The sequence below is a fragment of the Microbacterium sp. K41 genome, assembly GCF_004794395.1.
Taxonomy (GTDB): Bacteria; Actinomycetota; Actinomycetes; order Actinomycetales; family Microbacteriaceae; genus Microbacterium; species Microbacterium sufflavum.
Genome location: NZ_SSDO01000438.1, coordinates 1 through 25,052, shown reverse-complemented (window position 1 = coordinate 25,052; position 25,052 = coordinate 1). Strand labels below are relative to the sequence as shown.

Annotated in this window: 25 protein-coding genes and 1 tRNA gene; 9 read left to right on the top strand and 17 right to left on the bottom strand. The window is 71.4% G+C overall.

Features of this window, described 5'->3' with window-relative positions; all coding sequences use genetic code 11:
- A partial coding sequence (locus DW309_RS13910; protein ID WP_240753230.1) for a hypothetical protein occupies positions 1-518 on the top strand: 518 nt, incomplete at its 5' end.
- 12 nt (positions 519-530) lie between these two features.
- On the opposite strand, the gene pth is transcribed toward DW309_RS13910, so the two are convergent.
- Positions 531-1,112, bottom strand: coding sequence for an aminoacyl-tRNA hydrolase (gene pth / locus DW309_RS13905; protein ID WP_136036311.1), 582 nt, complete (start codon positions 1,110-1,112; stop codon positions 531-533).
- 96 nt (positions 1,113-1,208) lie between these two features.
- A complete protein-coding gene (locus DW309_RS13900) occupies positions 1,209-1,823 on the bottom strand; it encodes a 50S ribosomal protein L25/general stress protein Ctc (RefSeq protein ID WP_136030399.1) in 615 nt (204 codons plus the stop codon).
- A 222-nt stretch (positions 1,824-2,045) separates the two neighbouring features.
- Between DW309_RS13900 and DW309_RS20145 the strand changes: the two genes are divergently transcribed.
- Positions 2,046-2,171: a hypothetical protein gene (locus DW309_RS20145; protein WP_275090547.1), complete on the top strand. Its 126-nt coding sequence runs from the start codon at positions 2,046-2,048 to the stop codon at positions 2,169-2,171.
- Here the strand turns inward: DW309_RS20145 and DW309_RS13895 are convergent.
- Together DW309_RS13895 and DW309_RS13890 are read right to left on the bottom strand one after the other, a co-directional pair.
- Complete coding sequence (locus tag DW309_RS13895) at positions 2,156-2,677, bottom strand: gluconokinase (RefSeq protein ID WP_136045707.1); 522 nt, start codon at positions 2,675-2,677, stop codon at positions 2,156-2,158. The genes DW309_RS20145 and DW309_RS13895 overlap by 16 nt on opposite strands.
- An 11-nt stretch (positions 2,678-2,688) precedes the next feature.
- Positions 2,689-3,747 (bottom strand): D-2-hydroxyacid dehydrogenase, encoded by a 1,059-nt coding sequence (locus DW309_RS13890; protein ID WP_136045706.1) that lies wholly within the window; start codon positions 3,745-3,747, stop codon positions 2,689-2,691.
- 149 nt (positions 3,748-3,896) lie between these two features.
- Here DW309_RS13890 and gnd point away from each other — a divergent pair, with 149 nt between their 5' ends.
- Positions 3,897-5,351: an NADP-dependent phosphogluconate dehydrogenase gene (gnd, locus tag DW309_RS13885; RefSeq protein ID WP_136030406.1), complete on the top strand. Its 1,455-nt coding sequence runs from the start codon at positions 3,897-3,899 to the stop codon at positions 5,349-5,351.
- 60 nt (positions 5,352-5,411) lie between these two features.
- On the opposite strand, the gene DW309_RS13880 is transcribed toward gnd, so the two are convergent.
- Entirely contained in the window at positions 5,412-6,662 is a 1,251-nt protein-coding gene (locus DW309_RS13880) for an FAD-binding oxidoreductase (protein WP_168387280.1), read from the bottom strand.
- A gap of 104 nt (positions 6,663-6,766) precedes the next feature.
- On the opposite strand from DW309_RS13880, the gene DW309_RS13875 reads away from it, so the two are divergent.
- The gene (locus DW309_RS13875) at positions 6,767-7,495 is read left to right on the top strand and encodes a response regulator transcription factor (protein WP_136030408.1); all 729 of its coding nucleotides are present in this window, start codon (positions 6,767-6,769) and stop codon (positions 7,493-7,495) included.
- 11 nt (positions 7,496-7,506) lie between these two features.
- A complete protein-coding gene (locus DW309_RS13870) occupies positions 7,507-9,015 on the top strand; it encodes a sensor histidine kinase (RefSeq protein WP_240753228.1) in 1,509 nt (502 codons plus the stop codon).
- Here DW309_RS13870 and DW309_RS13865 read toward each other — a convergent pair.
- From DW309_RS13865 to DW309_RS13840, 6 genes are all read right to left on the bottom strand, one after another.
- On the bottom strand, positions 9,009-10,583 hold the full coding sequence (locus tag DW309_RS13865) for an FAD-dependent oxidoreductase (protein WP_136045704.1): 1,575 nt from the start codon (positions 10,581-10,583) through the stop codon (positions 9,009-9,011). The genes DW309_RS13870 and DW309_RS13865 overlap by 7 nt on opposite strands.
- 14 nt (positions 10,584-10,597) lie before the next feature.
- Complete coding sequence (locus DW309_RS13860) at positions 10,598-11,476, bottom strand: FAD:protein FMN transferase (protein ID WP_136045703.1); 879 nt, start codon at positions 11,474-11,476, stop codon at positions 10,598-10,600.
- 15 nt (positions 11,477-11,491) lie between these two features.
- Positions 11,492-11,962 (bottom strand): FMN-binding protein, encoded by a 471-nt coding sequence (locus DW309_RS13855; protein ID WP_136030415.1) that lies wholly within the window; start codon positions 11,960-11,962, stop codon positions 11,492-11,494.
- Between the two features lie 81 nt (positions 11,963-12,043).
- Positions 12,044-13,078, bottom strand: coding sequence for a ribose-phosphate diphosphokinase (locus DW309_RS13850; RefSeq protein ID WP_136030418.1), 1,035 nt, complete (start codon positions 13,076-13,078; stop codon positions 12,044-12,046).
- 7 nt (positions 13,079-13,085) lie between these two features.
- Positions 13,086-14,516 carry a bifunctional UDP-N-acetylglucosamine diphosphorylase/glucosamine-1-phosphate N-acetyltransferase GlmU gene (glmU, locus tag DW309_RS13845; protein ID WP_136045702.1) on the bottom strand — a complete coding sequence of 477 codons (1,431 nt, stop codon included), beginning with the start codon at positions 14,514-14,516 and terminating at the stop codon, positions 13,086-13,088.
- A 1-nt stretch (position 14,517) separates the two neighbouring features.
- Positions 14,518-14,589 (bottom strand) — tRNA-Gln (locus tag DW309_RS13840).
- 114 nt (positions 14,590-14,703) lie between these two features.
- Between DW309_RS13840 and DW309_RS13835 the strand changes: the two genes are divergently transcribed.
- The 4 genes from DW309_RS13835 to DW309_RS13820 all read left to right on the top strand — a co-directional run bounded on the left by DW309_RS13835 (position 14,704) and on the right by DW309_RS13820 (position 17,519).
- Positions 14,704-15,216, top strand: coding sequence for a GNAT family N-acetyltransferase (locus DW309_RS13835; protein WP_136045701.1), 513 nt, complete (start codon positions 14,704-14,706; stop codon positions 15,214-15,216).
- Positions 15,213-15,707 carry a MarR family winged helix-turn-helix transcriptional regulator gene (locus tag DW309_RS13830; protein ID WP_136030425.1) on the top strand — a complete coding sequence of 165 codons (495 nt, stop codon included), beginning with the start codon at positions 15,213-15,215 and terminating at the stop codon, positions 15,705-15,707. The genes DW309_RS13835 and DW309_RS13830 overlap by 4 nt, the downstream gene beginning before the upstream one ends.
- A 73-nt stretch (positions 15,708-15,780) precedes the next feature.
- Positions 15,781-16,530, top strand: coding sequence for an SDR family oxidoreductase (locus DW309_RS13825; RefSeq protein WP_136045700.1), 750 nt, complete (start codon positions 15,781-15,783; stop codon positions 16,528-16,530).
- A gap of 65 nt (positions 16,531-16,595) precedes the next feature.
- On the top strand, positions 16,596-17,519 hold the full coding sequence (locus DW309_RS13820) for a pseudouridine synthase (protein ID WP_136045699.1): 924 nt from the start codon (positions 16,596-16,598) through the stop codon (positions 17,517-17,519).
- Positions 17,520-17,537: 18 nt separating this feature from the next.
- Here the strand turns inward: DW309_RS13820 and DW309_RS13815 are convergent, their stop codons facing one another.
- The 6 genes from DW309_RS13815 to DW309_RS13790 all read right to left on the bottom strand — a co-directional run bounded on the left by DW309_RS13815 (position 17,538) and on the right by DW309_RS13790 (position 24,789).
- Positions 17,538-18,197, bottom strand: a complete 660-nt coding sequence (locus DW309_RS13815; RefSeq protein WP_136030431.1) for a methionine ABC transporter permease — start codon at positions 18,195-18,197, stop codon at positions 17,538-17,540.
- Complete coding sequence (locus DW309_RS13810) at positions 18,197-19,240, bottom strand: methionine ABC transporter ATP-binding protein (RefSeq protein WP_136045698.1); 1,044 nt, start codon at positions 19,238-19,240, stop codon at positions 18,197-18,199. Before DW309_RS13810 ends, DW309_RS13815 begins: the two co-directional genes overlap by 1 nt.
- 103 nt (positions 19,241-19,343) lie before the next feature.
- Positions 19,344-20,246, bottom strand: a complete 903-nt coding sequence (locus DW309_RS13805; RefSeq protein ID WP_136045697.1) for a MetQ/NlpA family ABC transporter substrate-binding protein — start codon at positions 20,244-20,246, stop codon at positions 19,344-19,346.
- Between the two features lie 125 nt (positions 20,247-20,371).
- Positions 20,372-22,138, bottom strand: a complete 1,767-nt coding sequence (locus tag DW309_RS13800; protein WP_136036320.1) for a Na+/H+ antiporter — start codon at positions 22,136-22,138, stop codon at positions 20,372-20,374.
- A gap of 41 nt (positions 22,139-22,179) precedes the next feature.
- Positions 22,180-24,003, bottom strand: coding sequence for an ABC-F family ATP-binding cassette domain-containing protein (locus DW309_RS13795; RefSeq protein WP_136045696.1), 1,824 nt, complete (start codon positions 24,001-24,003; stop codon positions 22,180-22,182).
- Positions 24,004-24,048: 45 nt separating this feature from the next.
- Positions 24,049-24,789, bottom strand: a complete 741-nt coding sequence (locus tag DW309_RS13790) for an alpha/beta fold hydrolase (RefSeq protein ID WP_136045695.1) — start codon at positions 24,787-24,789, stop codon at positions 24,049-24,051.
- Positions 24,790-25,052: the final 263 nt, after the last annotated feature.

Below are 25,052 nucleotides of genomic sequence, written 5' to 3'. Positions count from 1 at the left end.
CGCAGGCATACGCCGCTGCCCCCGGCGCGTACCCGACCGCGGCTCCGGTCGCACCCGCCGCCCCTCCCGGTGCCTACGCCGTGCCCGTGGGCGGCTACGCGGTGCCGTCCGGGGCCTACAGCGTGCCGGATGCGGCTCCGCAGCGCTCCGGCGTCCTCGGCTCGCTCGCCCTCGTCTTCTCCCTCGTCGCGGCCGTCGTGGCCCCGATCCTCGGCGGCATCAGCGCCTTCGAGATCGGCCGACGACTCCCCTACGGCGTCTCGAGCGGTAATGACCTGAGCGTCCTCAGCCCGGCGCGAGATCAGGTGCTGTGGGCGGAGCTGTCGTTCTGGACCGGGACGGTGTTCGGCGTCGCCGCGCTCGTCCTCGGCATCATCGCGATCCGCCGTCGGCAGGGTCGCGGTGCCGGGATCGCCGCGCTCGTGCTCGCCGTGCTCGGCGTCGTGATCTTCTCCGCCGTCGTGCTCGTCACGTTCGCCGTCGGTGGTGCCGCCGGATTCGCGGGCTCCCCCGCCTGAGCGCACGACCGCTCAGCGGGGCGCGTGGTGCTTCTGCTGCGCGGCCAGGAGCCCCTCGTCCACCAGCAGCTCGACCGCATCGGCGGCATCCGCGACGAGGAGCGGCAGGTTCGCCCGCTCGTCCTTCCCGAACGGGGACAGCACCCAATCGGCGGGGTCCTGACGCCCGGGCGGGCGCCCGATCCCCACGCGCACGCGCGGGAACTCGGGCGTCGTGAGCGCGCGCGCCACGTCGCGCACGCCGTTGTGTCCGCCGTGGCCGCCGCCCGTCTTCAGCTTCACCGTGTCGAACGGGATGTCGAGCTCGTCGTGCACCACGACCACGTGCTCCGGCGCGACGGAGTAGAACCGGGCCAGTGCGGCGACCGGTGTCCCCGAGACGTTCATGAAGGTGTTCGGCTTGGCGAGCACGAGCTTGTCCGCCCCCGGGCGCAGCCACGTCTCCACCACACGAGCACCGCCCTTGTGCTCACGGAACGTCTCGCCGCGCCTGCTCGCCAACTCGTCGACGACCAGCTGGCCGATGTTGTGGCGGGTCGCCTCGTACCGCGGGCCCGGGTTGCCGAGTCCGACAACGAGCCAAGTGACTGCCATTCCTCGTCCTCTCTCGCGGGCGCCGCGCACCCGGTCAGGATACGACGGAGGGGACGCGATGCGATCGCGTCCCCTCCGTGGTGAAGCTGTCGGAGATCACTCCGCGGCGGCCTCCTCAGCAGCCTCGGCGGGAGCCTCGCCCTCGGCGGCCTCGGCCTCGTCCTCGACCGGAGCGGCCGGAACGGCGATCGCGACGACCAGGACCTCGGGGTCGGTCAGCAGCGACGAGCCCTTGGGCAGGGTGACGTCGGCGGCCGTGATGTGCGCGCCCTCCTCGAGACCCTCGACCGACACCTCGATGTGCTCCGGGATGTGGGTGGCCTCGGCCTCGACCGACAGCGTGGTCGCGTCGAGGTTGACGATGGTGCCGGGAGCCGACTCGCCCGTGACGACGACGGGAACGTCGATCGCGACCTTCTCGCCCTTCTTCACGACCAGCAGGTCGATGTGCTCGATGATCTGGTGCACCGGGTCCTTCTGCACGTCCTTGACGAGCGCGAGCTGCGAGGTGCCCTCGATGTCGAGGTCGAGCAGCGCGTTCGCGCGACGCACGATCAGCGAGACCTGGTGGCCCGGGAGCGCGACGTGCACGGGCTCGGTGCCGTGGCCGTAGATGACGGCGGGGATCTTGCCGGCGGCGCGCAGACGACGGGCGAAGCCCTTGCCGAAGCTGTTGCGCAGCTCGGCGTGGACCGTGGTGTCTTCAGACATGGGTTCTCCTTCGGGGCACGCAGCGAAGGCGCCGCGCGGTGGTCTTGGAATTGTGAACTCGAACGCGGACGCGTGAGGAAAGCCACCGGGCTTGCTTCGCCGCGTCGATTACGGAGATCCGCGCACGCGCAGAAGCATCCCTCGCCGAGGTACGTGTCCATGGTACCGGATCACCCGATAGGCTGAGGACACCGTCCCTTCTGCAGAACTCGGAGTACCCCCATGCTCGACGGCGCCTTCCTCTCGCACGTCCTCCTCTGGCTCATCGGCGCCATGACGCTCTGCGCCGCGATCGGCACCGCGGGCGCGCTGTTCTCGCTCGGCCGCTCCGGCTACCGCAAGGACTGATCGCCCCTCCGACGCTCCTCGTCCCGCCACGCGGCGACGATGGCGTCGACCTCCCCGGCGGGGTTCCGCGTGGCCTCGACCCGCACCCCGCGCTCATCGCCCTCCAGCGGCTCCAGCGCCGCGAGCTGCGAGTCCAGCAGCGACGCCGGCATGAAGTGGTCCTCCCTCGCCCGCATCCGCGCGGCCAGCACCGCAGGATCGACGACGAGCTCCGCGAAGAACGCCTCCGGCGCCCCCGCCCTGATCGCCTCGCGGTAGCGACGCCGCAGCGCGGAGCAGGCGATCACGATCCGGTCGTGCGCGCGCAGCGTCTCGCCCACGACCCGCAACCACGGCATGCGGTCCTCGTCGTCGAGCGGGACACCGGCAGCCATCTTGTCGACGCTGGTGAGCGGATGCAGATCGTCACCGTCGACGAACCGCGCGTCCAGCGCCTCCGCGAGGGCCAGGCCCACCGTCGACTTGCCCGAGCCGCTCGGCCCCATCACCACGATGCGGACGCTCATCGCCGCCCGGATCAGTAGAACTCGACGGTGTCGACCACGGCGCGCAGCTCGCGGCCGTCGAGCAGGCGGGTGGCGTTCTCCGCGAAGCGGCGGGCGATGCGCTCCTCCTCGCGGGAGCTGAGCGCCGCGGTGTGCGGACTCACGAGCACGCTCGGGTGCGACCACAGGGGCGAGCCCTCCGGCAGCGGCTCCTCCTCGAACACGTCCAGCCCGGCGAACCCCACGCGCCCGTCGTCCAGCGCCCGCAGCAGCGCGGCCTCGTCGATCACGCTCCCCCGGCCCACGTTGGTGACGATCACCCCGGGGCGCACCGCCCGCAGCACGTCGTCGCCGATCAGGTGCCGGGTCTGCGCGGTACCGGGCAGCGTGACCACGATCGCGTCGACCTCCGCGACCACCTCGCTCAGCGCATCCGGGGAGACGAGCCGCTCGACCCCCTCCACCGGGCGGCCGGAACGGCTCGTGCCCCACACCCGCGCACCCAGCGCATCGAATCGGCGCGCGCACTCCGCTCCGATCCCGCCCAACCCGACGACGAGCACCGTCATCTCCTCGACCTGCCTCATCTCCCACCGCTCGGGCCAGCGACGGTCGCGCTGATCCTCCAGCAGACGCGGCAACCCCTTGGCACCGGCGAGCACGGCGAACACCGCGAACTCGGCGAGAGTGCCACCGTGCACGCCGGCGCTCGTGGTGAAGACGACCCGGTCCAGGTCGGCGCGACCGAGGTCCGCGGCGCGCACCGTGCTCCCGCCGCCCGCCGCCGTGGTCATGACCCAGCGCAGCCGCGGGTTCGCGGACACCGTGCGCGCCAGGGCGCGGGGATCGACGTCCGGGATCCCGAACAGCACGTCGGCGGAGTCGACCAGGGCGTCGAAGGCCTCCTGCTGCTGGGGCGTGCGCGTGAACCCGGGGTCGCCCGACCAGTCCGCGGGCCCGCGCATCGGTGGCACGAGCGACGGATCGCTCATCACCTCCAGGCGCGGCTCCAGCTCTTCGATGAGCCGGCACAGCTCCTCGGGCAGCGGCACCGCCACCACGGCGCGCACCTTCTTCTCGGACTCCGTCACGGCGACTCCCTCTCTGCAGGCCTGCTCCGACCAGCGTAGAGGTCGAGGCGGGCCGCACCGCCGCGGCCTCACGAGGACACGATCGCGCACCGACCGACCGCACAGCGATACGCTGAACACAACCCTTCTTCACGATCGAGGAGCCCTCTGTGCCCGAAGCATCAGCGAACATCGGAGTCGTCGGACTCGCCGTCATGGGGTCGAACCTCGCCCGCAACCTCGCCAGCCGCGAGGGCAACACCGTGGCGATCTTCAACCGCAGCTACGAGAAGACCGAGACCCTCCTCGAGGAGCATCCGGAAGCCGGCTTCATCCCCGCCCGGACGTACCAGGAGTTCGCCGATGCGCTGCAGAAACCGCGCACGGCCATCATCATGGTCAAGGCGGGCGCCCCGACCGACGCGGTGATCGATTCGCTGGTCGAGGTGTTCGAGCCGGGCGACATCATCGTCGACGGCGGCAACGCCTACTTCCCCGACACCATCCGCCGCGAGAAGGCCGTGCGGGAGACGGGCATCAACTTCGTCGGCGCCGGCATCTCCGGCGGCGAAGAGGGTGCGCTCACCGGTCCCTCGATCATGCCCGGCGGCTCCGACGAGTCGTGGGTCACGCTCGGCCCGATCCTCAAGTCCATCGCGGCGGTCGCCGAGGGCGAACCGTGCGTCACGCACGTGGGTCACGACGGTGCCGGCCACTTCGTCAAGATGGTGCACAACGGCATCGAGTACGCCGACATGCAGCTGATCGCCGAGGCCTACGACCTCATCCGTCGCGGCACCGGCAAGTCGCCCGCCGAGATCGCCGAGATCTTCGCGGAGTGGAACCGCGGCGAGCTCGAGTCGTACCTGATCGAGATCACCGCCGAGGTGCTCCGTCAGGTGGATGCGGAGACCGGCAAGCCCCTCGTCGATGTGATCCTCGACCAGGCCGGCGCCAAGGGCACCGGCGCCTGGACCGTGCAGACCGCACTGTCGCTCGGCGTCCCGGTCTCCGGCATCGCCGAGGCGACCTTCGCCCGCTCGCTCTCCTCGCACCCCGAGCAGCGCGCCGTCGCCGCGTCGCTCCCCGGACCCGACGAGGAGTTCACCGTGCCGGCCGATCAGGTCGATGCGTTCATCGAGGACGTGCGCCTGGCGCTCTACGCGTCGAAGATCGTCGCGTACTCGCAGGGCTTCGACGAGATCCGCGCGGGGGCCGCCGAGTACGGCTGGAACATCGACCTCGGCGCGATCTCCAAGATCTGGCGCGGCGGCTGCATCATCCGGGCACAGTTCCTGAATCGGATCGCGGACGCCTACGCCGAAACGCCCGACCTTCCCGTGCTGATGACGGCGCCGTACTTCGCCGAGGCGCTGACCCGCGCCCAGTCCGCCTGGCGCCGCGTCGTGGTGACGGCCGCGCAGTCGGGCATCCCCGCCCCGGCGTTCTCGTCGTCGCTGTCGTACTACGACGGCATCCGCGCCGACCGCCTCCCCGCCGCGCTCGTGCAGGGTCAGCGCGACTTCTTCGGCGCCCACACCTACAAGCGCATCGACAAGGACGGCACGTTCCACACGCTGTGGTCGGGCGACCGCACCGAGATCGAGGCCGAGGACACGCACTGACGCCTCCGTGCGACGAGGGCCCGGGAACCGCATGGTTCCCGGGCCCTCGTGCGTCGTCGCTCAGACGCTGATGTTGTGGTTGCGGCGGAACAGGTTCTGCGGGTCCCACTGCCGCTTGACCTCGAGGAGCCGGGCGAACGCCTCTTCGGCATACATGCCGGCGACCGTCTCGGACTGCTCCGTGTCGACGAAGTTGCTGTACTCGGCGAGGCGCCCCGCGGCGATCCGCTGGACCTCGACGGCAGCGCGCTCGCGCGCGGCGTCGTCGAGCAGTCCGGGGATGTCGAAGGCGGCCGCCATCACGAACCAGGTCGCGGAACGGGCGGGGAACGCGGTCGCCTCCTGGGGCACGTCGGCGAAGGCGCCGCCGAGCGAGCGCAGGAACACGACCGACGCCGGATAGGCGCTCCGGAAGGCGATCAGGCGGTCGATCAGCTCGTCATCGAGGTCGGACATGAGCCCGTTGGCCGCGATGAACCCGGGAGGAGCGGGGGCCTCCTCCCCCTCGGGCTGCGGCATCTCCAGCAGGATGTCGCGGTAGGCCGGCGTACTGACCTCACTGTGCACGCCATCGAGCGCGGCGATCGGGGCGAGGGCGGCCTGCAGCGCCTCGGGCTCGGGGCCGGCCCAGACCGCGGTGAGCCTGGCGCCCGCCGGAGCACTCGGGTCCATCGGCGGCACGTCCATGAACGTGACGGTGAGCTCGCGCGGGGCATCGCGCATCAGGTCGCGTGTCGCCCGGAGGACGTCGGTGGCATCACCGTCGACGACGTTCTCGGCCAGCGCGATGCCCGGGAGCCGGTGCGCCTCGAAGTCGAAGCGGGTGACGATGCCGAAGTTGCCGCCACCGCCGCGCAGCGCCCAGAACAGGTCGGGGTGCTCGTCGGCGGAGGTCTCGATCACGTCGCCGGTCGCGGTCACGACCTGCGCGCCGACCAGCTGGTCGACCGCGAGGCCCCAGGCGCGGACCATCCAGCCGATGCCGCCGCCGAGGGTGAGACCGCCCACGCCGACGCTCGCGGTGTCGCCCGAGCTGAGCGCGAGGCCGTGGTTCGCGAGCTCCGCGGCCACGTGGCCCCAGACGGCGCCGCCGCCGATGCGGACCCTGGTGCCCTCGACCTCGACGGAGGACAGGGCGCCGAGCTCGATGCGGATGCCGGGTGCGGGGGCGTGCGACCAGGGGCCGTGGCCGCCGGAGACGACGGTCAGCGGGACGGGTTCCCGCGCGGCGCGACGGACGAGGTCGGCGACCTCGGAGACGGTGGAGGGACGGTGGACGATGGGGGAAGGATGCTCGACGCTGTCGGTCATGAGCACACGGTAGACCCGGGCGCAGACATTCGGGAGGGCTGTTCCCAGAGAACACATAGCGGCCTCCATAGAAATCGCATAGGAGATTCCGCAGAATAGACGCTATGACCAGCGACCTGCCCGAACTGCGCCGCCCCGACGGCTCCCCTCTGCGCATCCTCGCCGTGGACGACGAGCAGATGCTCACCGACCTGCTCGCCATGGCCCTGCGGATGGAGGGGTGGGAGGTGCGCACCGCGTCGTCCGGCCTCGAGGCCATCCAGGTGGCCAAGGAGTTCGAGCCGGACGCGCTCGTGCTCGACATCATGATGCCTGACCTCGACGGGATGTCCGTGCTCAAGCGGCTCCGCGATGCGGGCAACCTCGTGCCCGTGCTGTTCCTCACGGCCAAGGACGCCGTCGGCGACCGCGTGGCGGGCCTCACCGCCGGCGGCGACGACTACGTGACCAAGCCGTTCAGCCTCGAAGAGGTGATCGCCCGCCTGCGCGCGATCATCCGCCGCACCGGTCACGCGACCGCAGACGACGGGCAGTCCATCCTCCGCGTGGCCGACCTCACGCTCAACGAGGACAGCCACGAGGTCGTGCGCGACGGCACCGAGATCGAGCTGACCGCGACCGAGTTCGAGCTGCTGCGCTACCTGATGCGCAACGAGCGCCGCGTGCTGTCGAAGGCGCAGATCCTCGACCGGGTGTGGAGCTACGACTTCGGCGGCAAGTCGTCGGTGGTCGAGCTGTACATCTCCTACCTGCGCAAGAAGATCGACGCCGGACGCACTCCTCTGCTGCACACGGTGCGCGGCGTCGGCTACATGATCAAGGCCCCGCAGTGAGCGGAGCGACGATGACGCGACGCCCCATGAGCCTGCAGACGCGGCTCATGACGGCCGTGATCGGCTTCGTGTCGCTCATCCTCGTCATCGTCGCCATCATCACCAGCGCCACCCTCGGCAGCACGCTCGAACAGCAGCTCGACGACAAGGTCAAGGGCTACGCCGTCACGATCCGCGACCAGGTCGTCGAGCGGGTCGCGCCGTCCGATGCGACCGTCGAGAACATCCTCTACCGCATCGACCCCGTGCCGGGGCTGCTGCTCTCGGTGGGAAGCCCCGTCGCCGGTGCCACGGGCGTCGCGTTCCACGACAACCGCGCCGAGCTCAGCAACCGGTCGACCACCCTCACCTCCGAGCAGCTGCGACAGCTGTACGGCACGGTCGCCCTCGGCACCCAAGGCACCATCACGTTCGACGGGCTCGGCTCGTACCGCGTCTTCGCGACCACCGCGAGCAACGGCGTCGTCGTGGTCACCGGACTCCCCCGCGACGAGATCCAGAACCAGCTCACGCAGCTGCTCACCGTGATCGTGCTCGCGACCGTGGGCGGCCTGATCCTCCTCGCCCTCACCACCGCGGTGACCATCCGGGTGAGCCTTCGTCCGCTGCGCGCGGTCGCCGCGACCGCCACCCGGGTCGCGAACCAGCAGCTCGACCGCGGCGAGGTCAGCATCACCGAGCGCGTGCCGCCCGCCGAGGCCGATCCGCGCACGGAGACCGGACTGGTGGGCGCGGCGCTCAACAAACTGCTCGACCACGTGGACGTCTCCCTCGCCGCTCGGCAGAAGAACGAGGAGCGCATGCGGCAGTTCGTCGCCGACGCGAGCCACGAGCTGCGCACCCCGCTCGCCTCGATCCGCGGCTACTCCGAGCTCTCCCTGCGCGCGCTCCGTCAGGCGGACGCCGCGACCGACCCCGCCAAGGCCCCCGAGGCGATCGAGGGCACCACGTCGTCGCTGGAGCGCATCCAGGCGCAGTCGCTGCGCATGACCAGGCTCGTGGAGGACCTGCTGCTGCTCGCCCGTCTCGACGAGGGCCGCGAGCTCGTCTACAGCAACGTCGACCTCGCGCAGCTCGCGCTGGAGGGCCTCTCCGACGCCCGGCCGACCGCACCGGAGCACCACTGGAGCATCGAGGTCCCGGACGAGCCGGTGCTGATCCTGGGCGATGCCGGGCGCATGCACCAGGTGGTGGCGAACCTGCTCGCGAACGCCAGGGCACACACCCCGGCGGGGACCACGGTGACGCTCAGCGTCGCCAGGGAGGGCGACGACGCCGTGCTCCGCGTGCACGACGACGGGCCGGGCATCGACCCCGCGATCCGCGACGAGCTCTTCGCCCGCTTCGCCCGCGGTGACACCTCGCGCGCCCGTCAGACCGGCGGCACCGGGCTCGGCCTCGCGATCGTGAAGGCCATCGTCGAGGGGCACGGGGGCGTGATCGACGTGACCAGCGAGCCGGGTGACACCACCTTCACGGTGCGGATCCCGTCCGCGCCCGCTCCGGCCCCCGCTCAGTAACCCGCGAACGCGTCGGTCGTGAGGCTGCGCGCCCTCTGCAGCGCCGGCGCGAGGTCGGCGATCAGCCGCGGCGGTCCGGAGATGAACGCGTGCCGCTCGGCCAGGTCGGGCACGGCCTGCTCGAGCGACTCCGCACCCAGGCGCGCGCCCCGCGCCCAGGACCAGTGCGCGGGAAGCCCGGTGGGCTCGTCGCGCGTGAACACCACCGTCCGCACGCCGGTCGCCTCCAGCTCCTCCCGGAACGCGAGCTCCGCGGCCTCCGCGGCGACGTAGACCAGCACCACGTCGCGCTGCTGAGCCGTGGCCCGCAGCTGCCGCAACTGCGACACGAACGGCGTCACGCCGATGCCCGCCGCGACCATGAGCACGGGCTGCTCGCCGCGCGGCAGGACGAAGTCGCCCCACGTTCCGGTGACCGCGAACGTCGCCCCCGGCTCCGCGGCCGCCAGCGCGCGCTTGTAGCTGGACGGGTGCTTCTGGTCGCCGTTCTTGTACGCGATGCGCAGCGTCGGCAGGTCGGCCGGTGCCGAGACGATGCTGAACTCCCGTCGAGTGCCCCGCGCGTCGGGACGGCGGTGCGGCACGTCCAGCTCGAGGTACTGGCCGGCGAGGAACCGGACCCGCCCCTTCGCGCGGAACGTGAGCTCCTGCGCGGTCGGGGTGACGAAGGTGCGACGCTCCAGCACGAGCCGCACCGAGCCGCGCAGCGCGAACGCGAAGGCGAGCAGGTTGCCGATCAGCAGCGCCCGCTCCTGGCCGAGCGTGAACAGCCCGGCCACCGAGATCGGCCAGCCGGCGAGCACGCCGACCAGGACCGCGACCGCGAGCTGCTGTCGTCGTCGCGGCGGGAGCGTGAGCGGCTCGGACAGCATGAACGCGCCGAGGAACAGGAACGGCGACTGCAGCACCGCGAACGACAGCGCCGTGACGAGGTCGAACGGGATGTCGAACTGCGCCGCCTGCACGGCCTGGCGCACCAGGGACGTGGCCACCGCGGCCACGAGGAAGAACGACACGACCCGGATCTTCTCGGTGCGCCAGAGCACGGCGAGCCCGAGCAGCACCACCGGCACGGCGAGCACCGGAGTGCCGACCCACCACGACGACGAGGTACCCAGCCACGCGAAGGCTCCGAACGCGCCGAGGATCGAGACGACCGCCGCACCGAAGGCCGCCGGGTTGAAGATGTGGCGGCCGCGCCAGGCGATCACGTACTTCGACACGCTCGCCACGGCGCCCGCGATCGCGAGCCCGAGCAGGGCCGCGGGCTCCACACCGGGACGCAGCACGAACAGCAGGATGAGCGCGGTCACCAGCGACGACTCGATCCGCCACGGCAGCCGGAGGATGCGCTGCGCCACCGCGTCCACCGCCGAGATCACGGCCGCGAGCACCACGAACGACACCACGAGCTCGACGGGCGTCGGCGACACGATCACCCCGAACAGCGACAGGACGAGGGCGATCGCGGCGAGGGCGATGAGGGCGAACAGCACCAGGCGGTACATCGACAGCGCGCCCAGCACGGCGAGGACGCGCTGGCGTGCAGCGGCGAATGTCGTGATCACGGTTCCACTCTTCCCTAGTCAGCGGCCGCCCGGCCAGGCCCGCCCACCGTGAACAGCTCGGCCGGACAGCCCGGCGACCGCTGCAGGCGCCCATCGGTGGTCATGCGCACCCACTCCACGCCCCAGGCCAGGGCGAGCGCCGGGCCCCCGTCGAAGAACAGCGCGGTGGCCACGGCGTCGGCGATCATCGCGTCGGGCGCCAGCGCCCAGGTCGCCGCCCAGGTGCGCACGGGCACCCCGGTGCGGGCGTCCAGGACGTGATGCAGCCCGTCTCCCCACGCACGGCGGTTCACGGCCGAGGCGCACAGCGCGCCGTCACGCACCTCGACCACGCCCACGGCCTTCCGCGGGTCGTACGGATGCTCCAGGGCGACGCGCTCAGCGGAGCCGCGGACCCGGAGGTCACCGCCCGCGTCGACCACGACGTCGTCCGGCACCTCCGCCAGTTCCGTCATCACCAGGTCCACCAGGCGACCCTTGCCGAGCGCGCCGACGTCGAGCAGGGCCGGAGCCGACGCGGTCACCCCGGTCGAGGTCCACGAGACCCGCTCCGTCCAGTCCGCGGGCGCGGCGAGCGGGTCCCGCGGCACGAGCGAGTACTCACGGTCGTAGCCCAGGGCGGCGAGACTGTCGGCGACGAGAGGGTTGACGGCCCCGTCGGTCGCCGTGGTCAGCGCGCGATACGCGTCGAGCATGGGCGCCGCGTCGGCGGAGGCCAGCGTCCCTCCCTCGCGCCCGAGACGCGAGACCTCCGAGTCGGCCCGGAACCGCGACCAGGCGCGGTCGAACCTCTCGATCACCGCCGACACGGCGGATCGGACGGGCTCCGGGAGCGGCGATGACGTCTCGATCTCCCAGTGCGTGCCGATCGCCTCGAAACGCCAACCCGCCATGACGAGGCCCCGCGCCTAGGAGGCGGCCTGCTCCTTGATCGACTCGAGCGCGTCGTTGAAGCCGCCGCTGGTGAGCGACGACCCCGCGACGCGGCTCACGTTCAGCTCGTCGATGGGCTTGCCCACGACCTCGTCCGCGATGCCGTCGATGAACTGGCCCTGATACTGCTCGGTCTCGGGTGCCTTCGGGTCGCCCGTCACCTCGACGTCGGTCACGACGCCGTCCGCGAGCGTGAGAGTGACCGAGATCTGCTCGACCGTCTCCGGGGTCTGGTACGACCCCTCGGCGGTGTAGGTGCCGTCGTTGTAGGAGCCCGCGGCGTCGCCCCCGCCGGATGACGAGCTCGAACCCGTCGGCGCCGTCGAAGCGTTCGACGAGTCGGCGGCGTCGGGGGTGCCCGCGCACCCCGCGAGCACGACCAGGCCGGCGACCCCGAGAAGCGCGGAACCGGTGCGGACGGATGTGGGAACGGTCGTGCGGATCATGGGGGCCTCCGTGGGTCGGGGTCTGCCGATCCTTCGACGGTAGGGACCGCGCCTATGCTCCGGCTGTGCTGTGCCGATGCGTCAGGCGTCGCCGCCGAACATGCTCGTCACGGAGCCGTCCTCGAACACCTCGTGGATCGCCCTGGCCAGCAGGGGGGCGATCGGCAGGATCGTGAGGTTGTCCCAGCGGCGCGACGCCGACAGCGGGATCGTGTCCGTCACGACGACCTCATCGATCGAGGCGTCCTGCAACCGCTCCGAGGCGGGGTCGCTGAAGATCGCGTGGGTCGCGGCCACGATCACACGGTGCGCGCCGTTGGCCTTGAGCGCCTGAGCGGCCTTCACGATCGTGCCACCGGTGTCGATCATGTCGTCGACCAGGAGGCACGTGCGCCCCTCGACGGCGCCGACGATCTCGTGCACCGACACCTGGTTGGCGACCTTCGGGTCGCGGCGCTTGTGGATGATCGCGAGCGGCGCACCGAGGCTGTCCGACCACGTGTCGGCGACGCGGACGCGGCCCATGTCGGGCGAGACGACCGTGAGGATCTCGCGGTCCTCCGGGCTCAGCGTGCGCTCGAAGTGGTCGAGCAGCACCGGCTTGGCGAAGAGATGGTCGACCGGGCCGTCGAAGAAGCCCTGGATCTGCGCCGCGTGCAGGTCGACGCTCATGACGCGGTCGGCGCCGGCCGTCTTGAGCAGGTCGGCGACCAGGCGGGCGCTGATCGGCTCACGGCCGCGGCCCTTCTTGTCCTGGCGCGAATACGGGTAATAGGGGGCGACGACGGTGATGCGCTTGGCCGACGCGCGCTTGGCGGCGTCGATCATGATGAGCGTCTCCATGAGCCACTCGTTCACCGGTTCGCCGAAGGTCTGGATGAGGAAGAGGTCGACGCCGCGGATCGAAACCTCGAAGCGGGCGTAGATCTCCCCCGACGCGAACGTGCGGTGCTCCACCGGCGCGATCTCGGTGCCCAGGGCCTCGGCGACGGCCGCTGTCAGCTCGGGGTGGGAGCGCCCGCCCGCGACGACGAGCCGCTTCTTGGTCTTCGCGATGATCCCGGGGGCCACCCCGTTGTCGCGATCCAGGTCGACCGTCTTCTTCTTCCGGGCCATGCTCCGCCTATTCCGCCGTGTTCTCCCGGGCCGCGGCGTCCGCCGCCCCCGTGCCTGCTCTGTTCTTCTCGACCCACCCCTCGACGTTGCGCTGGGGGGCCACGCTCATGGCCAGGGCACCGGCGGGGACGTCCTTGCGGACGACGGCGCCGGCACCGGTCTTCGCACCAGCACCCAGCCTAACGGGCGCGACCAGGACCGTGTGCGAGCCGGTGTGGACCTCGTCGCCGATCTCGGTGCGGTGCTTGTTCACGTCGTCGTAGTTGGCGGTGATGGTGCTCGCGCCCAGGTTGACCCCGCGGCCGATCGTCGCATCCCCCACGTAGGAGAGGTGCGGCACCTTGCTGCCCTCGCCGATCTCGGCGTTCTTCGTCTCGACGTACGCGCCGATCTTGCCCTTGGCGCCCAGCACGGTGCCGGGACGGAGGAAGGAGAAGGGCCCGACGGTCGCCTCGGCGCCGATCACGGCGAGCGTGGCGTCGGTGCGCCGCACCACCGCGTCCTCCCCCACCTCGCAGGTGACCAGCGTCGTGTCGGGACCGATCGTGGCGCCCGCGGCGACGGTGGTCGCGCGCAGGATCTGCGTGTTCGGCAGGAGCGTCACGTCGGGCGCCAGAGTGACGTCGTCGTCGATCCACGTGGTCGCCGGATCGATCACCGTGACGCCCTCGAGCTGCCAGCGGCGCACGATGCGGGCGTTCAAGCGGCGGCCGACCTCGGCGAGCTGCGCACGGTCGTTCACCCCGAACGTGACCTCGACGTCGTCGACGACCGAGGCGGCCACGCGGTCGCCGTCGCGGCGCAGCAGCCCGGGCACATCGGTCAGGTACATCTCGCCCTGCGCGTTGTCGACGCCCACCTGCGGCAGGTACGTGCGCAGCGTCGCGGCACGGAACACGTACATGCCGGCGTTGATCTCGGTGACCGCGGCCTCCTCGGCCGTCGCGTCCTTCTGCTCGACGATGCGGTCGACACCGCCGTCCGCGTCGCGGATCACCCGGCCGTAGCCGGTGGGGTCGTCGACCAGGGCCGTCATGAGGGTGGCCGCCGCACCGGAGGCGCGGTGCTCCTCCAGGAACGCGGTGAGCGTCTCGGCGTCCGCGAGCGGGCAGTCGCCCGAGAGCACGAGCACATCGCCGTCGAAGTCGCCGGGCAGCGCATCGACCGCGACCTGCACGGCCCGCCCCGTGCCCGGCACGTCGTCCTGGTCGACGAACACCGCATCGGGGTAGTCCTCCGCGAGCGCGGCCACCACCTGGTCGCGCTCGTGACGCACGACGACCTCGATGTGCGCGGCCTGCAGCCGACGCGCCGTGGTGAGCACGTGCCCGACGAGCGGTCGGCCGCCGATGGGGTGCAGCACCTTGGGCAGCCGCGACTTCATGCGGGTGCCCTGACCTGCGGCGAGGACGACGATGGCGAGATTGTTCCCAGTCATGCTCCGCCGCCAGGACTCGAACCTAGACCTCACAGCTCCAAAGGCTGTCGTGCTGCCATTACACCACGGCGGACCGCGGCCCCCGCGTGGGCACCGCCCGACAAGTCTGCCACGTCCCCGCTCGTGTTCCGATGCACGCCCGGGTGGCCGACATCGCGACGAAACACGGCTCTGCGATGCTGGGGCCATGAGCGACGTCGTCATCACCCGCATCGCCTCCGCCACGCCGGACCTCGCGGCGTTCGTGTCCGCGCATCACGCCGAGATGCAGGGCACCGCGCCACCCGAGAGCCAGCACGCCCTGCCCATCGAGGGACTCCTCGCACCGCACGTGCGCCTGTTCGCCGCCACCCTGGACGACCGCATCGTCGGCACGGGCGCCCTCGCCACGGTCGACCAGGGGCACGAGGAGCTCAAGTCGATGCGCACCGACCCCGCACTGCGCGGCCGCGGCATCGGACGCACCCTGGTGCGGTTCCTCCTCGACGACGCCACCGCCCGCGGGGTGCGCCGGGTGTCGCTGGAGACCGGGCGCGACGACTTCTTCCTGCCCGCGGTCGCGATGTACACCCGTGCGGGCTTCCGCGAGTGCGCGGCGTTCGGCCGCTACCGGCCGGATCCGCACAGCGTGTTCCTGACCCTGGAGCTGCCCGCCCGCGGGTCGGCGGACGACGGGGCGCACGCGATAATGAACGCATGAGCGAGGTGGATGAGGTCGACCGGATCGTCGGCGCGTGGAACACGCAGCGCCCCGACCTCGACTTCTCCCCGCTCGAGGTGCTGTCGCGGATGGATCGGCTGTCGCGTCACCTCGACCGTGCCCGCCGCGAGGTGTTCCGCCGCAGCGACCTCGAGTCGTGGGAGTGGGACGTGCTGTCGGCGCTGCGCCGCGCCGGCGCCCCCTTCCAGCTCTCCCCGAAGCAGCTGCTGCAGCAGACCCTCGTGTCCAGCGGGACCATGACCAACCGGATCGACCGGCTGGTCGGGCGGCGGCTGGTGCGCAGGGAGGCCGACCCCGGCGACGGCCGCAGCGTGCTGGTGACGCTCACCGACGACGGGCGTATCCGGGTGGACGCGGCGATCACCCGGCTGGTCGACGCGGAGGCCGAGCTGCTCAGGGCACTGTCGCGCGGCGACCGCGAACGGCTCGCCGGTCTGCTGCGCAAGCTCAGCCTGAGCTTCGACGCCTGACGCCGCTCACGCGTGCGCGGCGGATGTCGGCCGCCCGGGGCAGGATAGCCACGGATCACGACAAAGGAGCGGCATGCGCATCGCAGTGGCAGGCGGGACAGGACGGATCGGGCGGCTCGTGGTGGAGGAGGCGCGACGGCGAGGCCATGACGCGATCTCCCTCAGCCGCGGCGAAGGGGTGGACCTGACGACGGGCGAGGGTCTCGCGGCGCGACTCGACGGGGTCGACGCGGTGATCGACGCGACCAATCCCCCGGTGTCCGACGTGGCGAAGGCCGAGCGCGTGTTCGCGACGGTGACGCGCACCCTCCTGGTCGCCGGAGCCGCCGCCGGGGTCGCCCACCACGTGGCCCTGTCGATCGCCGCGCTCGATCGGGTGCAGGGCAACCCGCACTACTTCGGCAAGCGGGCTCAGGAGCGCGAGGTCGCCCGCGGCGCCGTGCCCTTCACGATCGTGCGCGCGACGCAGTTCCACGACTTCCCCGCCATGATCGCCGAGTGGTCGATCGTCGACGGCGAGGGCGTCGTCCCCCCGCTGCTGCTGCAGCCGATCGCCCCGGCGGACGTGGCGGTCGCCCTCGTCGAGGCGGCCGCCGCCCCCGCGCTGGGCGGATCCTTCGACATCGCCGGGCCCCGCACCGAAGACGCCGTCGACATGGCCAGGCGCACCCTCGCCGCCCGCGGACGAGAGCTTCCGCTGCGCGCCTCGTGGCGCGGTGCGGCTCTGGGCGTCGAGTTCGCGGGCGAGGTGCTGCTCCCCGCCGAGGGAGCCCGGCTCGCCCCCACCACCTTCGACGACTGGATCGCCGCCGGGGCGGACTGAGCCGAGCCGACCGGCGCCGTCGCCTAGGGTGGAGGGGTCCCGCCCCTCCTGCCGAAGGCCGAACAATGGGCATGCCCTCCCCGCTCCCCGTGCGCGACGGCGTCGGCGCCACGCGGTTGCACGTTCCGCTGACCGGGGATTGGCCGACGATCGCGGACTACATGGTCGAGCGGTTCTTCCACCTCGACCCCGAGCGGCTGCTCGTGCGGTTCGACCGCGGCGAGATCGTCGCCCGCGACGGACGACCGCTCAGCCGGGAGACGCCGCTGGGCGCCGAGGAGTTCGTCTGGTACTACCGGGAGCCGCCCGTCGAGAAGGAGATCCCCTTCACCGAGGAGATCCTGCACGAGGACGACCACCTCGTCGTGATCGACAAGCCGCACTTCCTGCCCACCACCCCCGGCGGGAAGTACCTGCAGAACTCCGCTCTCGTGCGGCTGCGCAACCGGCTCGGCAACCCGGAGCTCACGCCGATCCACCGCCTCGACCGCGCGACCGCCGGGCTGCTGATGTTCTCCGTCCGCCCCGCCACCCGCGGCGCCTACCAGCTGCTGTTCGAGGATCGACGGGTCGAGAAGGTGTACGAGGCCGTATCGGCGCGGCCCGCCGGCTGGGATCCCTCCCGCTTCCCGCTGGTGTACCGCACCCACATCGAGAAGCACCGCGGAGAGGTGCGCGTGCAGGTCGACGACACCCGGGAGCCCAACTCGGAGACGCTCATCGACGTGATCGACGCCGACGACCGCGTGGTGCACACCCTGCTGCGCCCGCACAGCGGCAAGATGCACCAGTTGCGCGTGCACCTGGCCGCGCTCGGGCTCGGCATCCTGCACGACGGCTTCTACCCGGAGCTGCTGCCCGAGCAGCCCGACGACTTCTCCCGGCCCCTGCAGCTCCTGGCGCGGGAACTGCGGTTCCTCGACCCGCTCACCGGTGAGGAGCGCGTGTTCACCACCCGCCGGAGCCTGCAGGCTGCCCCGGCGCGCTGACCCGCGCCCCACCGGGGGTCAGCGTCGCATGATCCTCCGGGCGAGCCGCGTGCCCAGCAGCTGCACCAGGTGCACGAACACCACGATCAGGATGATGGCGGCCCACATCACGATCGGCTCGAACTGCCGGAAACCGTAGATCTGCGCGAACGCACCCAGGCCGCCGCCGCCGATCAGACCGGCCATCGCGGTCATGTCGATGAGCGCGACCACGATGAACGTGTAGCCGAGGATCAGCGGTCCGAGGGACTCCGGGATCGCGACCGTGAACAGGATGCGCCACGGTCCCGCCCCCATCGCCCGCGCCGCCTCGATCACGCCGGGCGACACCGACACGAGGTGCTGCTCCACGATGCGGCCGATCGCGAACGCCGCCGCGAGCCCGATGATGAACGCGCCCGCCGTGGTGCCGATGCCCGACCCCACCACGAGCCGTGCGAACGGCTGCGCGACGGCCATGAAGATCACGAACGGGATGGGTCGGAAGAAGTTGACCCCCAGGTTGACGAGCACCGAGACGACCCGGTTCTGCAGGAGTCCACCGGGGCGCGTGATGTAGAGGATGATGCCGATCGCAAGACCGAGGATCCCGCCGAGCACGAGCGCGAACGACGCCATGTACAGCGTCTCCAGTGCGGCCGACCAGAACTCGGGCCACAGTTCGTTCAGACGATCCATCAGCGGGCCTCCTCTGCGGCGATCACGGTCACGTCCACACGCTCACCGATCGTGGTGAGCGCCCTGTCGATCGCGGAGGAGTCTCCGCGGATCGCGAGCGTCAGGTGCCCGAACGCCCTGCCCCGGATGTCGTTGATGCCGCCGTACACGAGCTCGAAGTCGAGTCCGGCGGCCGCGAGGTCGAGGAACACCTGCGCCTGCGACGAGTCGCCGTCGCGGACCGAGAACGTGACGAGGCGCCCGCGATGCCGCTCGCGCAGCACGGCGAGCTCGGACGGCGACGGCACGCCCTTCACGACCGTGCCGACGAAGCGCTGCGACGCCGGGTTCTGCGGCGCCGAGAACACGTCGAACACGTCGCCGCGCTCGATCACGCGACCGTTCTCCATCACGGCGACCTTGGTCGCGATCGTCTGGATGACGTCCATCTCGTGGGTGATGACCACGATGGTGACGCCCTGCTCCTCGTTGACCCGCTTGAGCAGGTCGAGGACCTCGTGCGTGGTCTGCGGGTCGAGGGCGCTGGTGGCCTCGTCGGCGAGCAGGATCGCGGGCTTGGTGGCCAGGGCCCGGGCGATGCCGACGCGCTGCTTCTGGCCGCCGGACAGCTGCTCGGGGTAGGCCTTCGCCTTGTCGGACAGCCCCACGAACGACAGCAGCTCGGTCACCCGCGCCTCGATGTCCGGCTTCGACCAGCCGGCCAGCGTCAGCGGGTAGGCCACGTTCGACCGCACGGTGCGCGAGGAGAACAGGTTGAACTGCTGGAAGATCATGCCGATGCCGCCGCGCACGCGGCGCAGTTCGCGTTCGCCGAGCGTGGTGAGATCGACGCCGTCGACCGTGATGGTGCCGCTCGTCGCCGGCTCCAGGGCGTTGATCAGGCGCACCAGCGTCGACTTGCCGGCGCCGGAGTAGCCGATGATGCCGTACACGTCGCCCTGGTCGATGTCGAGGGTCACGTCGTCGACGGCGACGACCTCCGGTTCACCGTGACTGCGGGAGGGGTAGGTCTTGGACACGTTCGTCAGGGAGACGATCGGCATGTGCTGCTCCGGTCTGGGTCTCGGGAAACGGAGAATCGGGCGACGCGAGAGGCGCCACCCGATTCTCCCTCATGGGGTGGGGGTGCCCCGCACCCCCGCTGCGTCACTTCTTCGCGTCGGCGTCCTTCTGGACCTTCTCCAGCGAGGCCACGAGGTCCTTCACCGGCGTCTGCAGCGCCACCGCCGTGCCACCGGAGGACTCGAGGAGTCCCGCCTGCACGTCCTCGTTCGTCTGGAAGATCTCGACCAGCTTGTTGTAGGTCTCGTTGTCGGCATCCTCCGCGCGGGCCGCGAAGATGTTCACGTACGGCAGGGCGCTCGGGTCCTCGGGGTCGTCCTGCGCGATCGCGTCGTCGAACGTGAGCCCGGCGTCCTCCACGAAGTCGTTGTTGATGATCGCAGCGGCGACATCGGGCAGCGAGGTGGGGATGAGCGCCGCCTCCAGCGCCTTCACCTGCACCTTCGACTTCTCGGTGTCGACGTCGGCGAGGTCGGAGTAGGGCGTGCCGCCGCTCTTCAGCTCGACGAGGCCGGCCTGCTGCAGCACGTTCAGCGCGCGGGCCTGGTTCGACGCGTCGTCCGGCACGGCGACGGTCTCGCCCTTGGGGATGTCGTCCACGTCGTCGTACTTCTTCGAGTACAGGCCGAGCGGGTAGATCGCGGTGGAGCCGATCGGCGTCAGGTCGGAGCCCGAGGCGTTGTTGTACTCGGCGAGGTACACGATGTGCTGGAACTGGTTGAGGTCGATCTCGCCCTCGCTCAGCGCGGGGTTCGGCTGCTCGTAGGAGCCGAAGTCGACCAGCTCGACCGTGATGCCCTCGTCGGCGGCAGCCTCGACGAAGGCGGGCCACTGCGCGTCGCCCTTGCCGACGACCCCGATCTTGACGGTCTCGTTCTCCGCCTCGCCGGAACCGGCGTCGGAGGAGGCCGTCGCGCATCCGGAGAGCGCGACGAACAGCGGGACCGCGGCGAGCGCGGCGAGGACGGTGGTGGTGCGGCGGGACATGATGAGGGGGTTCCTTCCTGGCGGGACCCGACTACGTTAGGCAGGTCGGGCGCAGGCGGCGGAATCGCGCCGTCACACGGCGTCACAGGTCCCGGCGGCGCCCGGGGCGGACCACCGGGTGAGGGTCAGTCGAACTCCTCGATGCCCTGCAGACGCACCTGTTCGAGGTCGAGCCGGGCCGAGATGCGCCGCACCACCAGGTCGTCCACGGTCCCGGCGCTGCGCAGCCCGAGCAGCACCTCGCGCTTGCGGTCGAGCAGCGCGAGCTTGAGTCGCGTGTGCTCCTCGTGCCGGATGAGCGGAGAGCGCTGGGCCAGGTCGACGTCGGCCGAGGTCGCGATCATCTGCAGCACCGTGCCGTCGCTCGACTCGGGGTCGACCGCGCCGCCGACGCCGCCGTCGGGTTCCGGCTCCCCGGTGCCCTCCTCCCCGCCGATGCCCAGGGGGTCGGGCTCGCCGAGCATGTCGTCCAGCGCCTCGGCCTCCGCGTCGATCAGGGCCTGCTCCCGCGCCAGGGTCCGGGCGTTCGCGAACTCCAGGTTGCGATACCCCTCGGCCCGCACGTGATCGCGCACCTCCGCGCCGACGCCGTGCTCGGCGGCCAGGTCGTCCAGCGCGGCCAGAGCGGCGCCGGAGATCGCACGCTCCGCGAGCTCGAACTCCTCGGCCTCCGCGTGGTCGACCGGGAACCGCGCCCAGCGCACCAGGGCCGGCAGCATGGGGGCCTGCGCGAGCAGACTGAGCAGGATCACCCCGGCCGTCACGAGCACGATCTCGTCGCGGCCGGCGATCGCGCCGCCCTCGGTCACGGTCGTGGGCACCGACAGGGCGATCGCGAGCGACACGGCTCCGCGCATCCCCGCGACGGTGGACACGAGGCGGGCACGGGAGCGCGAGCCAGGGGCCGGGCGGGCGGACGGCCTGCCCTGGAACAGCACGTTGAGCAGCTGGAACAGGTAGCGCACGACCAGCAGCGTGGCCCACACCGCGAGCGTGATCAGCACCAGTCGCCCGATCACCGACGGCGGCACCTCGTGCACCACGTACTGCACCTCGAGCCCGATGAGCACGAACAGCGCGCCGTTGAGGAGGAACACGCCGAAGGGCCACGCCGCGTCCGCCTGGCGCCGCGACGCCGCGGTCGTCACGCGCGGCGACACCCAGGCCACGATGAGTCCGGCCACGACCACGGCCAGCACCCCCGAGGCGTGCACCATCTCGGCGACCAGGAACGCCGAGAACGGCACGAGCAGCAGCGTCACGTTGATGACGATGGTCGACGACATGCGACGCAGCAGCAGGTACGCGATCGCGGCGACCGCGACGCCCGCCGCGACCCCGCCGACGTACGACACCAGCACGTCCCACGTGACCGAGAGCGGCGTGACCTGGCCGCCGAGCGCGAGCGACACCGCGATCGCATACAGGACGAGCGCGGTGCCGTCGTTCGTGAGGCTCTCCGCCTTCAGCTTCATGAACATGCGTCGCGGCAGCAGACGTCCGAGCGCGGCGACCGCGGTGGCATCGGGCGGGGCGACGGCGGCGCCCAGGATGAGCGCGACCTCCCACGGCATCCCGAACAGCACGCCGATGCCCGCGACCGCGAACGCCGAGGCCACCACGAGCAGGGTGCTCATCGGCAGGATGTAGCGGAAGTCGCGGCGGATCGAGCGCAGCGACGTGGTGAGGCTCTCCCAGAACAGGATCACGGGCAGGAACAGCAGCAGCACGGTCTCCGGCGGCAGCTGCACCTCGCGCAGCTCCGGCACGAAACCGAGCAGCAGTCCGAGCAGGACGAGGACGAGCGGGAGCGCGAGACGCACGCGCGGGGCGATCAGGGTTCCGACGAGGATCGTGAGTCCGAGCAGGACGGTGACTTCAAGGCCTTCCATCCCTACCTCCCAACGCTATGGGGAGAAGGATATTCCTGGTCTCAGCCGATCTGTTCGGTGAGTTCGAACCAGCGCAGCTCGAGCTCCTCGATCTCGGCCTCCTGCGCCGAGATCTCCTTCATCCGCTCCCCCAGTCCGGCGTAGTCGGACTGGTCGTGGTCGGCGAGCGCGTGCTTGGCCGCGTCGACCTGCGCGGTGAGCTTCTGGATGCGTCGTTCGAGCGCCGCGACCTCCTTCTGCGCCGTGCGGAGCGCGGCACCGTCGAGGCCGGTCGGTGCCGCCGCAGCGGCACTCGCGGAGGGCTTCGACCCCTCGGCCTCCACCCGCTCGCGCAGCCGCAGGTACTCGTCCACGCCGCCGGGGAGGTGGCGCAGCCGTCCGGCGCCGTCGGGCCCCGGGAGGATCGCGTACTGCTGGTCGGTCACGCGCTCCAGGAAGTACCGGTCGTGGCTGACGACCAGGAGTGTGCCCGACCAGGAGTCGAGGAGGTCCTCGATCGCGGCGAGCATGTCGGTGTCCATGTCGTTGGTCGGCTCGTCGAGGATCAGCACGTTGGGCTGGTCGAGCAGCACGAGCAGCAGCTGCAACCGGCGCTGCTGGCCGCCCGAGAGGTCTTTGACCGGTGTCGACAGCTGCGCCGACGAGAACCCGAGCCGCTCCAGCAGCTGACCGGGCGTGAGGTCTTGCGCCTTCGACCCGGCGCCGAGCGTGTAGGAGGTGCGCAACCCGGAGATCACCACGCGCACCGGGTCGTTCCAGTGCGGCGTGAGCTCGTCGAGGCGCTGCGTGAGGGTGCGCACCTGCACGGTCTTACCGCGCTTGACCCGGCCCTCTGTCGGCTCGACGGCACCGGAGATCAGCCCGAGCAGCGTGGACTTCCCCGCCCCGTTCACCCCGAGGATGCCGGTGCGCTCCCCCGGTGCGATGCGCCACTCCACGTCCTTCAGCACCGTTCTGGTGCCGCCGTCCTCGGTCGGGTAGGTCACGCCGACGTCGAGCAGGTCGACCACGTCCTTCCCGAGCCGCGACACCGCGAGCGACTGCAGCGACACCTTGTCGCGGATCTCCGGCACGTCCGCGATCAGCTCGTTGGCCGCGTCGATGCGGAACTTCGGCTTGCTGGTGCGCGCGGGGGCGCCGCGGCGCAGCCACGCGAGCTCCTTGCGGGCGAGGTTCTGCCGCTTCGCCTCGGTCGCCGCGGCCATGCGGTCGCGCTCGACCCGCTGCAGGATGTACGCCGCGTAGCCGCCCTCGAACGGCTCGACGATGCGGTCGTGCACCTCCCACGTCTCGGTGCAGATCTCGTCGAGGAACCAGCGGTCGTGCGTGACGACCAGCAGCGCCCCGGCGTTCGGGGACCAGCGCTTCTTCAGATGACCGGCGAGCCAGGTGATGGCCTCGACGTCGAGGTGGTTGGTGGGCTCGTCGAGCGCGATCACGTCCCACTCGCCGGTCAGGAGCTTGGCGAGCGACACACGCCGCCGCTGACCGCCGCTGAGCGATCCGATCCGCGCGTCCCACGGGAGCTCCCGCAGCAGCCCGTCGATCACATCGCGCACCCGGGCGTCGCCCGCCCACTCGTGCTCCGGCACGTCGCCGACCACGGCCGCGCCGATCGTGAGGTCGTCCGGGAGCGTATCCGCCTGGGTCAGCACACCGATGCGGGTGCCGCCGCGCACGGTCACCCGGCCGGAGTCCGGCTCCTTGGTGCCGGCGAGCATGCCGAGGAGGCTGGACTTGCCGTCGCCGTTGCGGCCGACGATCCCGATGCGGTCCCCCTCCTCGATGCCGAGGGTGACGGAGTCGAAGACGACGCGGGTCGGGTATTCGAGGTGCAGGGCTTCGGCCCCGAGAAGATGTGCCATGTCCTCTCCAGGGTAGTCGCGGATCGCCGGCCGCCCGCCCTGTCGTCAGCGGGAGCCGAAGAGCTCCGGCAGCGCCGCGGTGAACACGTCGAAGTGGCTGTACCAGACGGTGTGCGCCGCGCCAGGGATGCTCCGCACGCGGACGCCCTCGTGCTCGAACCGGCGCGCGTCCTCGTCGGTGACCCACGCGCTGGGGTCGGCGCGGACGACGATCGAGCCCGGTGCGGCGCTCCAGTGCCCATCGGAGCCGCACGACACGGACGCGGCCGTCGCGGCATCGAACCGCTCGGCCGCGCGGGCCTCCGCCTCGGCATCGGCGACCGAATAGAACGGACGCGCGCGGCGCAGCTCGGTCGGCGACAGGCGTGCACGCCGGTCGTGTTCGTACTGCGACACCAGCGCCGCGCGATCCTGACCGCCCTGCAGGGTCAGCGCCGCGTCGACGTAGACGGCGAGCGCCGGTTCGAGTCGCGGGGCGGCCGCGGCGAGGACCGTGGCACCGAAGGAGTGTCCCATCGCGGCGATCAGGGGCGGGCCGGGGGTGGCGGACGGGGGCTCGAGGAGGCGCACCAGGGTCTCGACGACCGCGTCGGCCGCGCTCTCGATCGTGAGCTGCGGATCGCGCGGCGAGAGTCCGTGACCGGGGAGATCGAGCGCGAGTACGCGGAAACCGCGCTCCGTCAGCGCGGGCACGACGCGGTGCCAGCTCTCGGCGGAGCCCATCATGCCGTGGAGGAGCACGACCGTGTGCTCGCCCGAACCGGCTTCGACGACGTTGAGAAGCATCGCGTCAGTAAACCACGACCGTTACCTTTCCGTGACCTGACTTTCGTCCACACTCGTTCGATCCTTTGTTCGAATGTCGGTGGTCAGTGATGGAGTGAGGTCATGACCGCGCTGCTCGACGCCACCGACTCCCAGCGGGCGATGCTCGCCGAGCTGGTCGCGGGCCTGGTCGCGGCGGAGCAGACGCTGAGCAGCATGCAGGCCGCCCGCGACGGCTTGCTGGCCCTGGCCGGGCGCCTCGCGGTCGACATCGCCCGGCAGGG

Excerpts from the sequence above, each read along its gene's own strand:
- DW309_RS13895 (WP_136045707.1), bottom strand. The coding sequence starts at position 2,677 with ATGAGCGTCCGCATCGTGGTGATGGGGCCGAGCGGCTCGGGCAAGTCG.
- DW309_RS13820 (WP_136045699.1), top strand. The coding sequence starts at position 16,596 with ATGGGCATGCCCTCCCCGCTCCCCGTGCGCGACGGCGTCGGCGCCACG.
- DW309_RS13825 (WP_136045700.1), top strand. The coding sequence starts at position 15,781 with ATGCGCATCGCAGTGGCAGGCGGGACAGGACGGATCGGGCGGCTCGTG.
- DW309_RS13795 (WP_136045696.1), bottom strand. The coding sequence starts at position 24,003 with ATGGCACATCTTCTCGGGGCCGAAGCCCTGCACCTCGAATACCCGACC.
- glmU (WP_136045702.1), bottom strand. The coding sequence starts at position 14,516 with ATGACTGGGAACAATCTCGCCATCGTCGTCCTCGCCGCAGGTCAGGGC.
- DW309_RS13860 (WP_136045703.1), bottom strand. The coding sequence starts at position 11,476 with ATGGCGGGTTGGCGTTTCGAGGCGATCGGCACGCACTGGGAGATCGAG.
- DW309_RS13835 (WP_136045701.1), top strand. The coding sequence starts at position 14,704 with ATGAGCGACGTCGTCATCACCCGCATCGCCTCCGCCACGCCGGACCTC.
- DW309_RS13870 (WP_240753228.1), top strand. The coding sequence starts at position 7,507 with ATGACGCGACGCCCCATGAGCCTGCAGACGCGGCTCATGACGGCCGTG.
- DW309_RS20145 (WP_275090547.1), top strand. The coding sequence starts at position 2,046 with ATGCTCGACGGCGCCTTCCTCTCGCACGTCCTCCTCTGGCTCATCGGC.
- DW309_RS13830 (WP_136030425.1), top strand. The coding sequence starts at position 15,213 with ATGAGCGAGGTGGATGAGGTCGACCGGATCGTCGGCGCGTGGAACACG.
- DW309_RS13880 (WP_168387280.1), bottom strand. The coding sequence starts at position 6,662 with ATGACCGACAGCGTCGAGCATCCTTCCCCCATCGTCCACCGTCCCTCC.
- pth (WP_136036311.1), bottom strand. The coding sequence starts at position 1,112 with ATGGCAGTCACTTGGCTCGTTGTCGGACTCGGCAACCCGGGCCCGCGG.
- DW309_RS13875 (WP_136030408.1), top strand. The coding sequence starts at position 6,767 with ATGACCAGCGACCTGCCCGAACTGCGCCGCCCCGACGGCTCCCCTCTG.
- DW309_RS13855 (WP_136030415.1), bottom strand. The coding sequence starts at position 11,962 with ATGATCCGCACGACCGTTCCCACATCCGTCCGCACCGGTTCCGCGCTT.
- DW309_RS13790 (WP_136045695.1), bottom strand. The coding sequence starts at position 24,789 with ATGCTTCTCAACGTCGTCGAAGCCGGTTCGGGCGAGCACACGGTCGTG.
- DW309_RS13900 (WP_136030399.1), bottom strand. The coding sequence starts at position 1,823 with ATGTCTGAAGACACCACGGTCCACGCCGAGCTGCGCAACAGCTTCGGC.
- DW309_RS13805 (WP_136045697.1), bottom strand. The coding sequence starts at position 20,246 with ATGTCCCGCCGCACCACCACCGTCCTCGCCGCGCTCGCCGCGGTCCCG.
- DW309_RS13815 (WP_136030431.1), bottom strand. The coding sequence starts at position 18,197 with ATGGATCGTCTGAACGAACTGTGGCCCGAGTTCTGGTCGGCCGCACTG.
- DW309_RS13810 (WP_136045698.1), bottom strand. The coding sequence starts at position 19,240 with ATGCCGATCGTCTCCCTGACGAACGTGTCCAAGACCTACCCCTCCCGC.
- DW309_RS13800 (WP_136036320.1), bottom strand. The coding sequence starts at position 22,138 with ATGGAAGGCCTTGAAGTCACCGTCCTGCTCGGACTCACGATCCTCGTC.
- DW309_RS13850 (WP_136030418.1), bottom strand. The coding sequence starts at position 13,078 with ATGGCCCGGAAGAAGAAGACGGTCGACCTGGATCGCGACAACGGGGTG.